This is a genomic window from Nitrospinota bacterium (genome assembly GCA_016217735.1).
Classification (GTDB): Bacteria; Nitrospinota_A; UBA7883; order JACRGQ01; family JACRGQ01; genus JACRGQ01.
In genome coordinates this window covers 22,390-31,925 of the sequence record JACRGQ010000004.1, presented here as the reverse complement: position 1 = coordinate 31,925, position 9,536 = coordinate 22,390, and the positions used below count along the sequence as shown (strand labels likewise).

At 56.9% G+C, this 9,536-nt stretch carries 9 protein-coding genes and 1 tRNA gene; 6 read left to right on the top strand and 4 right to left on the bottom strand.

Annotation, left to right across the window (positions count from 1 at the left end):
- Nucleotides 1–304: 304 nt before the first annotated feature.
- The 5 genes from HZA03_00820 to HZA03_00800 all read left to right on the top strand — a co-directional run bounded on the left by HZA03_00820 (nucleotide 305) and on the right by HZA03_00800 (nucleotide 3,787).
- Nucleotides 305–640 carry an STAS domain-containing protein gene (locus tag HZA03_00820; GenBank protein ID MBI5636491.1) on the top strand — a complete coding sequence of 112 codons (336 nt, stop codon included), beginning with the start codon at nucleotides 305–307 and terminating at the stop codon, nucleotides 638–640.
- A gap of 15 nt (nucleotides 641–655) precedes the next feature.
- Nucleotides 656–1,129, top strand: a complete 474-nt coding sequence (locus HZA03_00815; GenBank protein ID MBI5636490.1) for a purine-binding chemotaxis protein CheW — start codon at nucleotides 656–658, stop codon at nucleotides 1,127–1,129.
- A 37-nt stretch (nucleotides 1,130–1,166) separates the two neighbouring features.
- Nucleotides 1,167–2,627 (top strand): Hsp70 family protein, encoded by a 1,461-nt coding sequence (locus HZA03_00810; protein MBI5636489.1) that lies wholly within the window; start codon nucleotides 1,167–1,169, stop codon nucleotides 2,625–2,627.
- 9 nt (nucleotides 2,628–2,636) lie between these two features.
- Complete coding sequence (gene queD / locus HZA03_00805; protein MBI5636488.1) at nucleotides 2,637–2,999, top strand: 6-carboxytetrahydropterin synthase QueD; 363 nt, start codon at nucleotides 2,637–2,639, stop codon at nucleotides 2,997–2,999.
- A gap of 302 nt (nucleotides 3,000–3,301) precedes the next feature.
- Complete coding sequence (locus tag HZA03_00800; GenBank protein MBI5636487.1) at nucleotides 3,302–3,787, top strand: hypothetical protein; 486 nt, start codon at nucleotides 3,302–3,304, stop codon at nucleotides 3,785–3,787.
- 103 nt (nucleotides 3,788–3,890) lie between these two features.
- Here the strand turns inward: HZA03_00800 and HZA03_00795 are convergent, their stop codons facing one another.
- The 4 genes from HZA03_00795 to HZA03_00780 all read right to left on the bottom strand — a co-directional run bounded on the left by HZA03_00795 (nucleotide 3,891) and on the right by HZA03_00780 (nucleotide 5,498).
- A complete protein-coding gene (locus tag HZA03_00795) occupies nucleotides 3,891–4,448 on the bottom strand; it encodes a YdeI/OmpD-associated family protein (protein ID MBI5636486.1) in 558 nt (185 codons plus the stop codon).
- A complete protein-coding gene (locus tag HZA03_00790) occupies nucleotides 4,429–4,827 on the bottom strand; it encodes a VOC family protein (protein MBI5636485.1) in 399 nt (132 codons plus the stop codon). Before HZA03_00790 ends, HZA03_00795 begins: the two co-directional genes overlap by 20 nt.
- A gap of 39 nt (nucleotides 4,828–4,866) precedes the next feature.
- Nucleotides 4,867–5,136, bottom strand: a complete 270-nt coding sequence (locus HZA03_00785; GenBank protein ID MBI5636484.1) for a VOC family protein — start codon at nucleotides 5,134–5,136, stop codon at nucleotides 4,867–4,869.
- A 271-nt stretch (nucleotides 5,137–5,407) separates the two neighbouring features.
- A tRNA-Ser gene (locus HZA03_00780) sits at nucleotides 5,408–5,498 on the bottom strand.
- A 195-nt stretch (nucleotides 5,499–5,693) separates the two neighbouring features.
- Here HZA03_00780 and HZA03_00775 point away from each other — a divergent pair.
- Entirely contained in the window at nucleotides 5,694–9,527 is a 3,834-nt protein-coding gene (locus HZA03_00775) for a DEAD/DEAH box helicase (GenBank protein MBI5636483.1), read from the top strand.
- The last annotated feature ends 9 nt before the right edge of the window (nucleotides 9,528–9,536 follow it).

Here is a 9,536-nt window from a genome sequence, read left to right as displayed (position 1 = left end):
GCGCTTTACGACGTAACGGGAAAGGAGGTAAAACAGACAAAAAAGAAGGCCGCTTGAAAAAGAATCACGGCTAAGGTAATTTTGGAAAACCGGACAAGTAATGTGCTCCAAAACCGGACATTTCTATTTGCTCGCAACATATCCGGGTGCGGCATATCCGGGCGGCGGCGCGGCAAAGGGTTTTTATTGCACTTGGAAAGAAAGCCGGATTCTAGTAAAATTCCGCATTGAGACCGGAAAGCGCGCCGGAGAATGGTTTTACGGCGTATGCTTTTCTTCAAACCAGATTTGGGATACCGCTATCATGAAATGTGAAATCAGGAAGGCCGGGAGCGTAACGCTGTTCAGCATACAGGGGGACGTCGTTTTCAACCACCTGAACGACATCCGCGAAACGATCAAGGGAGAGATGGTTCAATCGTCCACCGACAAGTTTCTGATCGACCTGGGCGGGGTGGGGATGATCGATTCCGCCGGCGTCGGGTTCATTGTTTCCGTTTACAAAACCGTTCTTTCGCGCAAAGGGGCGTTCGCCCTCGTCCGCCCGAATGATGCGGTGAAGAGCGTGTTGCAGACCGTGGGGCTGACCCGTCTCTTCAACATATACGAGAGCGAAGACGAAGCCATTAAGGCCATCTAGGCCGGCCGGATACGCATGAACCGCTTCCGCATCCGCCAGGAAAGGGAAGTATCCCCGGAGAAGCGGGAGTTGCACCGCCAGTTCATCGGCATACGCCTCGGCGCCGAGGAATATATTATCGAGATCACCAAAGCCCGCGAGATACTGGTGTTCGACGGGATTACCTACGTTCCCCGCGTGGCGGGTCACTTTGAGGGGGTCATCAACCTCCGCGGCGATGTGGTGCCGGTGATCAACCTGCGCGCCAAGCTGGGGATGGCGGCGGTTCCCCTCACTCCCGGCGCCCGCATAATCATCGCCGAATCGGCTTCCGGCGCGCCGGTGGGGCTGCTGGTGGACGCGGTGACCACCGTCATCCACCTGCCGGAAAGCGGCATCGAGCCGGCCTCCGCGGCGGTGGGGGAGGTGGCGGCGGAATACATAAAGGGAATCGGCCGCGCCGGCGGCTCCATCGTCGGCTGGCTGGACGTGGATAAACTGGTGGCGTGACCCGCCGCGCGAAAACGGGAGTTAACGGAATCGGATAATGGCATACAGCAAACGGATTGTCGGCATAGACTTCGGCACCACCACCAGCGCCATCGGCATGGTGAAAGACGGCGTTCCCTTCCTCTTTGAGGTGGACGAGGGGGAAGTAATGATGCCCTCGGTGGTCGCCTTCGGCAAGGGCGGCGAGATCATCGTCGGGCAGAAAGCCAAAAAGCAGGCGGTGCTGAACCCCGAAAAGACTTTCCGCGCGGTGAAGCGCCGCATGGGGGAGAAGGAGACCGTCAACACCGGCCGCGGCGACTGGCCGCTCGAACAGATCGGGGCCGAAATCCTTAAAAAACTGAAAGCCGGGGCGGAACGCCAACTCGGCCACCCGGTCGCCGACGCGGTCATCACCGTGCCGGCCTATTTCAACCAGCTCCAGCGCCAGGCGGTGCAGGAGGTGGGGAAGCTGGCGGGGCTCAACGTGCTGCGCATCATCAACGAGCCGACCGCCGCCGCGATGGCCTACGGCCTCAACCGGCAAGACGAGCAGAGCGTCATGGTGTTCGACTTCGGCGGCGGCACCTTCGACGTGTCGGTGCTCACCATCGCCGACGGCGTATTTGAGGTGAAGGCGACCGGCGGCGACAACATGATGGGGGGCGACGACATCGATCAGATGATCATCGACAAGGTGGCGGCCGATTTTAAGAACGACCACGGCATCGACTTGACGCGGGACAAGATGGCGATGCAAAAGCTGCGGGACGAAGCGGAGAAGCTGAAAATCGCCCTCTCCAACGCCGATTCGGCCCGCCTGAACATCCCCTTCATCACCGCCGACAAGCACGGCCCGATCCATATCGACAAGACCTTCACGCAGGACCAGGTGGAGCAGATGATCGCCGCCCTCGTGGGCAAGATCATCCGGCTGGCGAAGGATACCCTCAAAAAAAGCGGCCTCGACAACAAGACCCTCGACAAGATACTGCTGGCCGGCGGCTCCACCCGCATCCCCGCCGTGCGCGACGCCATAGTTGAACATTTCGGCGACAAGGCGCTGGGGGGGGTGAATCCGCTGGAGTGCATCGCGCTGGGGGCCGCCGTGCAGGCCGCCATCCTCGACGGCCAAGTGGAGGACACGGTGCTGCTCGACATCATCCCGCTTTCGCTCGGCCTCGAGATCGAAGGGGGGAGCGCCGAGGAGATCATTCCGGCCAACGCCACCATTCCGGTGTCGCACAAAAAAGTGTTCTCCACCGTGGCGGACAACCAGACCGAGGTGGAGATCAAGATATTGCAGGGGAACAGCAACCGCGCCGCGGAAAACGTGACGCTGGGGCGCTTCATCCTCGGCGGCATCGAGTTGGCGAAAAAAGGGGAGCCGAAGGTGGAGGTGGAGTTCGATATCGACGTGAACGGCATCATGGGCGTCCGCGCGCGCGATACCAAAACAGGCGCCGCCCGCTCCGTCACCATCGACCGGGGCATTGTGGATAAACGCAAAACAGCGTAAGGTAAAGGCATGTACGAAGTAGCGGTCACGGCGCAGTTCTCGGCCGCGCACCAACTGCGCGGCCACTGGGGGCCGTGCAAAGACCTTCACGGCCACAACTGGACGGTGGAAGCCGCCTTCGCCGCGAAGAAGCTGGACAAACACGGCATGGTGGTCGATTTCCACCATGTGAAAGAGCAGCTTAACCGCCTGATGAACATGCTGGATCACAAGATCATCAACGAAATCCCGCCGTTCACCGAATGGGATCCCACCGCCGAGCGGATAGCCGAATGGTTCTTTAAGGAGTTGAAGAAGAGCCTGAAGGTGTCCCCGTCATACGTCACCATCTACGAAACCGATCACGCCTGGGCCACCTACCGCGCCAAGTAGCGGCGCACCTTTCGACGCCCCTTTCCGGCAGATTCAAGTGGGTAGTGCCTTATTTTCACGGTAGGACACGCATTCCTGCGTGTCGTTGGCCCGTTAGGGCCAATTTTGTCAGCCCTTTCGGGCTGATGACAGACAAGATGGGAGGAGCGGAATGGCTTTTTTCCATCCGCTCCGGAGATGGCCTATAGGCTGCTGTCTGTCCTACCTGCCATATTTTTTCAAACTGAGGCACTTGTATCTACCCCCTTCCCCCCTAATTTCCCATTCCGCGGTAAAATATAACCAGCGGAGGAGGAATTATCATGAACACGCAACAATCGCCAAACACCCAATGTTGCCCGAAATTCGACCCGGCGCCGTGGGACGGAAAAACCGTTGAATGGGACAAAAAGAAATTCATCAAGGATAACGTGTTCACGTTCTTTTATATGCCAATAGGATTTGGCGCGCTGATGAAAAAATTGGTGGGGAAAGTTGAAAAGGCCGATGCGAACATGGCCGATCAGCTTTGCCTTTCGGACCATACCTCCAAATGGAACATGGATGTTTATCTGGCGGTCGACAAGGAAATTCCCGATGCGGAAAACGTGACGCTCAGCGGAAAGTTCCTAAGCAAGGTGTACGAGGGGCCGTTTCAAGATGCGGGCAAATGGTGCAATGACTTTGAAAGCTATGTCAAAGGCAAGGGGATGAATTTCAATAAACTGTACATGTGGTATACCACTTGCCCGAAGTGCGCCAAAGTGTACGGCAAAAATTACGTCGTGCTGCTTGGACAGGTGAATTAGCGGTGTGTTGAAAAACCGCATATGCATGTCATTCTGAGGAGCGAAGCGACGAAGAATCTCTTTCCGGAAAGGGATTCTTCGCTATGCTCAGAATGACAGGGGTCTACTTCTCGCCGAATTTCTTGTTTTGCGCTAACAACCTTATAGTTTCCTCAATTCTCTTTTGCCGGGTTTCCGCTTTTTTCGCGGTCGTCACCCAATAGACATATGCCAGCTTTGCTGAAGGAGCGAAACGTTGGAAATTATCCCATGCCTTTTTATTTTCAAATAAAGCCCTTTTGAGATAGGACGGAACGGAAAATCTCTTGCTGGAAGGGACTCTTTTTTTGCTTTTTACGCCTTCTTTATATATTTTGAGACCACATTCCGTCATCTTGCCTTGCTCAATCATTTCCTTCGCTCTTTCAACATTAACTACCGACCAAATGCTTTTAGAGGTACGGGGAGAATAACGTTGCATGTACTTATCATCGTCGATTTTTTTTATCTGCCCATCAATCCAGCCAAAGCAAATCGCTTCTTCCACGGCGTCGCCGTAAGGGATGGAGGGTTTCCGTGTATGTTTCTTATAATAAATCAGCCAGACCCCTTCTTTGGATGTATGGTTTTTTTGGAGCCATAACCGCCACTGGTTACGGTTTTTAGCGTGTATCGTTTTCATTAATATTAGTTTGCTGCATTAAGGGAATAAGCGCACCGGCGGGGTCTGCCAAAAGACATGTGCGCCCAATTCCGGGAACGTCATCCGGCCCCGTAATAACGGTAGCTCCAAGTTCTTTTGCACGGGCCATGCTGACGTCAATATCATCAACGGCGATGAAAGCGTACCAACGAGCGCCAAGCTTCCGCGTGTAATCAATGGTTGGATTCATCATGCCAGCAGTATCTTTTCCATCACGTTTAAAAATGGTATATGTGCCGAACGGCCCCGCATTTACTTCTATTTTCTCCCAACCGAATAACTTGCAATAGAAATCTCCGCTTGATTTCTGGTCCTCTGTTACGAGGTAATTCCACATGAATGTTCCGTGCTCGTTCATATTATTTTATTAACTCCTCAAAGGGCGGCTTAATCTTATTTACTTTGCGTTTTGGTCAACTTGCAACAGCCCAAACTTTAATCCGCCAGGCTCGGCACAAGTGGCATACCAGCCAATACCGGGAATGACCATCTTTTGCTCTACAACGCTTCCGCCATCAATGCCCGGCTCGTCCGAATTTCCGGCAGTAATGCGATAGTATTCATAGGGCATGGGGAATTTCTCAAAACGCCAACCCAACACGCGCTCAAAAAACCGTCGGGCTTCTTTCAAGCTATTTACCGTGAAATCGAAATAGATGGGTTTCATAATTTGCCCCTTCTCCAATAGCCCGTTCTAGCCGGACATCCTCTTTGTATTTTATAACACATGGCATACTAAATAATGCGGAGAGGGTGGGATTAGGCCACTCTCGCGGCCACATCACGTGGCCGCTCCATCGGCCCCCACTCATTCGCTTGCCGCGCATCCATGCGCGTCACCGCTCCCTTATCGGTCGCGGACGCTCATTCGGTTCGAATCCCGCCTTTCCAAAGCATAATCAAATAACATCTCCCCTGAGGGGGGGGGTATTTGATTATGGCGGAGAGGGTGGGATTCGAACCCACGGTCGGGTATAAGCCGACAACGGTTTTCAAGACCGTCGCCTTAAACCACTCGGCCACCTCTCCGATCTTGCCATCATAATCCAAAATCATTCGGCGGCATCCGCAATTTAACCAGTAATTTAACCAAGGGGTTGCCGTATGCGGACAACCTCCGAAACCGCCGGATTGCGGGAAAGAAGGTACACCAATACAAGCCACGAACTATTTGCTGTATACAAACTTCGCCTTTTTTCAGCTGATTTCCCGTAAGATGTCCTGATGGGCCTTGGTTATCTCTTTGACGAAACGTGGGTAAAACCCCTCATCGAATACCTTCAGGGCCACACCCACACCTCCTCCGGCATCCGCGGAAGGGAATATTTTCTAAGCGGACGGGTGATGTCCATCGACATCGAGGATGAAGATTCCATTATCGCCGCCGTGCGCGGAAACGAAATCTACGAAACCCGGCTGCTCCTTGATGATGTTAGCGACACCATTGACGGCGTCTGCTCCTGTCCGGTGGGCAATGACTGCAAGCACTGCGTCGCGGCGGCGTTCACCGCCGTTGCTTTCGCCCGATTGGCCGGGTCGGCGTATTCGCAGCGGGCCGCCAAAGTCCTCGGCGGGGCGGCGTACGATAAAAACGTTACGCGCAAAGTCGATGCGGGCAAGGCGTTTTTGCGCGAGATGTTCCCGATGGAAGGGGACGAGCCGGTGAAAATACCCGGCGCGCCGGTGGTGAAACCGGCCAAAGCAATTCCCGCGCGGCCCCAAAAATCCGCACCGGAATCCGCCCTTCCCGCGGGGGAATGGTGGAAGGCTTTCATCGAATCATATGGAACGGAGCAGGCAAAGCAGCTCATCAATAAAGTTTCGTTAACCTATATCGCAAAACCGAAATACGCGAAGCATGAATTCGGCCATATCGCCTCCCACTTCTTCTGGCCGGAAAACCCGGTTGATTTTCTCCGGCGTTTTGAAGAGAACCTTCACCGGATAATAAAAAAGGTTTTGTGGCGCGATGAAGGCATTACGCGCCGGGATGACGGGTTGCGGCGGTTTCTCGAATCGCCCGAAGCCGCGGCCGCCGCCACGGCATGGGATCTCCGCGTCATGGAGCGGACGCTGTCGCAATGGGTGAGGGAAACGCCGCGAAGCAGCGCCGCCGATTTCAAGGCCCGGGTTGTATGGCTCCCCGCCAACGCGCCCGATCATGACGGCCTCGAAGTGCTGAACTACCGCCTCTATTTCGGCTGGACGGCGGACGACCTCCGCCCCCGCGCGCTCAGCGGCATTCAGCGTTTGAGCGGCGAACTGGAGATGAAGGGGCGCGACAAGTTCACCGCCGACAGCCAGTTGGTGCATTGGATCGCGGGCCAGCCGGAAGTCAAAAACAACTACGGCACGCACGGCGGGGATAATACGCTTCTCCCCCTCTCCAACGCCGTTACATGGCTCAATACATGGGGCGGCGGCGGAAAACTGTTCTGGGAAGACGGCGCTCCGATCCTGTTCGAGCCGCTATCGGCGAAGCTCTCCCTTGTCGAGGCGGGAGAGGGGAAATGCCAGTGGGCGGTCTCCCATCCCGCGCTGGGGGAAAATGTCCCCCTTTCCACCGTCCGCTTGATCGCCGATCACCAATCGTTCTATTCATCCCGCCTGTTTGGGCACCTCTTTGTCCGGCACAACGCAACGCTTTTCCACCTTGACTCAATCGGCATGCAGGCGCCGATGGTCGTCAAGCTGGCGCGGACGGGGGCATTTCCCATAAGCGTCATAAAGACTTCGCCCATAGCCCCGGCCCTTATCCGACGCATGCTGCAACACGGCGCAAAGGTGCTCATCGGCGGCGCCGTTTCGGAAGTCCGCGTGAAGCCGGTGATCGAGCTGCACCTCGACGAAGATAATATGCTTGCCGTCGTGGCGCGCGCCGTCTCTGAAAAAACGGCGTTTTGCCTGAACGCCGCCGGCGAATGGGAGCAGTCGGGAAGCCATGCCTTGCGGGGCGACGCCGGCCCGCTCCTGGAAAACATGGCGGACGCCGCCGCCTTATCCGGCGCCCTTCCCGATAATCATGCGGGGAATAAACCCGGCCCCAGCGCCAACAATGCCATCTGCCTTTTCCCCGTGAAGGCCGATCTGGAGGAGGTGGAGAAGTGGCTTGGCGCATTCATCCCCAACAACGCGAAAGAGGCCTTCATTGCCGGCCAGCCGGGCCGGACATGGAAAGTAAAAACGGCGAACCTTATGGAACTCATACGGCAGTGGGAGGCCCGGCCCCGCAACGCGTCCTACCTCGGCACAAAAGCGTTCAGGGAACTGGTAACCGTCCGTCCCGCCCCCCACATCTCCGTACAGGCGGAACCGAGCGGCATGAACTGGCTGGCCCTTTCGGTGGAATTGGAAGAAGAGTTGAAAAAACTGACACCAGCCGATCTTCTCGCGCGGTTGACGGAGGGGGACGAAGAGCTTGTTTCGCTGCCATCCGGCGTGTACCGGCGCGGCGATTTGGCGGACTACTATAGAAAGCTGGATGCCTTCGCCAGCGCCGGGATCGCCCTCGACGGCAAGCCGCAAAAGATTCACGCCCTGCAGTTTGCCGGGGACAAGGGGCGCGGCTTGCTGGAGATGGCCGGCCACGGGGCGGAGATGGGGGACTTTCCCGAAAAACTCAACGGGCTGATCAAGAGCTTCAAAAAAATTCCCTCCGCCCGTATCGGGGCGGATGCCGCGCGGATTCTGCGCGATTACCAAAAAGAGGGGGTCGACTTCCTCGCGTGGGCGGCGGATACGTTCGGCGGCGCGCTGCTGGCCGATGAAATGGGGCTGGGCAAAACCCTGCAAATGCTCCTCGCCATCACCGCGCTCAAAGCCGGGAAAGAAAACGCCGCGCTTCCGTCGCTCATCATCTGCCCCGCAAGCGTTCAGCACAACTGGCGGCGCGAGGCGGAGCATTTCGTCCCGCATCTCAAGGTGGGTGTGCTGGAATCCGGGAAAGAACGGTATGACATCCTGAAAAAAATGCACGAGTACGACGTGCTGGTGAAAAACTACTCGCTCACGCGGCGCGATCAGGAGATTCTGCGCGGCCAGAAATGGCTCGCCATCTGCGTGGACGAGGCGCAGGCGATAAAGAATCCCGCGGCCGACATCTCGAAGGTGGTGAAAACGCTCGACGCCAAATACCGCTTCGCCCTGACCGGCACGCCGATCGAGAACCGGGTTTCCGACATCTGTTCCATCGTCGATTTCGCCGTGCCGGGCTATCTGCCCGCCTCGATGAACAGCGGCAGGATGTCCGGAGAGGGCGGCGCGCGGGATGCCGCGTTCTTGCGGGCGCGGCTGCGTCCCATCCTTCTCAGGCGGTTGAAATCCGAGGTGGCGGCGGAGCTGCCCCCCCGCATCGAAGAGCGGCTCGACTGCGCCATGACCCCCGCCCAGAAGAAGGTCTACCTCGCGGAAGCGGCCAAGGCGCGCCATCTTTTGGGTACGCTCAAAGGGGGCAAAACGGCCGGGCAGGAAAAGATCATCATGCTGGCCGCCCTCACCCGGCTGCGCCAGATATGCTGCGACCCGGGGCTGATTCAGGCGGAGGAAACCGGCTCCGGCAAGGTGGAGGAATTCATGGGGATCGTCGCGCCGCTGGTGGAATCCGGCAAAAAGGTCTTGGTTTTCTCACAGTTCGTCCGGATGCTCAACAGGCTTGAAGACCGCCTGATGCTGTCGGACATACCGTGCCGGATGCTCACCGGCCAGACCAAGCGCCGCTCCGAGCTGGTGGAGGATTTTGAGAAAGACGCCGAGCCTTCCGTGTTCCTCATCTCGCTCAAGGCGGGCGGCACCGGACTGAACCTTGTCTCCGCGTCGCATGTGGTGCTTTTCGATCCGTGGTGGAATCCCGCCGTCGAGGCGCAGGCAATCGACCGCACCCACCGCATAGGGCAGACTAAAACGGTGCTCGCCTTCCGGCTGGTGACCTTGGGCACCATCGAAGAAAAGATCCTTGAGCTTCAGGAAAAAAAGCGCCGCCTGGTGAAAAACGTCCTTGAAGAGGAATCGTTCAACCGCGGCCTCACGAAAGAAGACTTCGCCTTCCTGCTGGAGGAATAAAACCCCCTT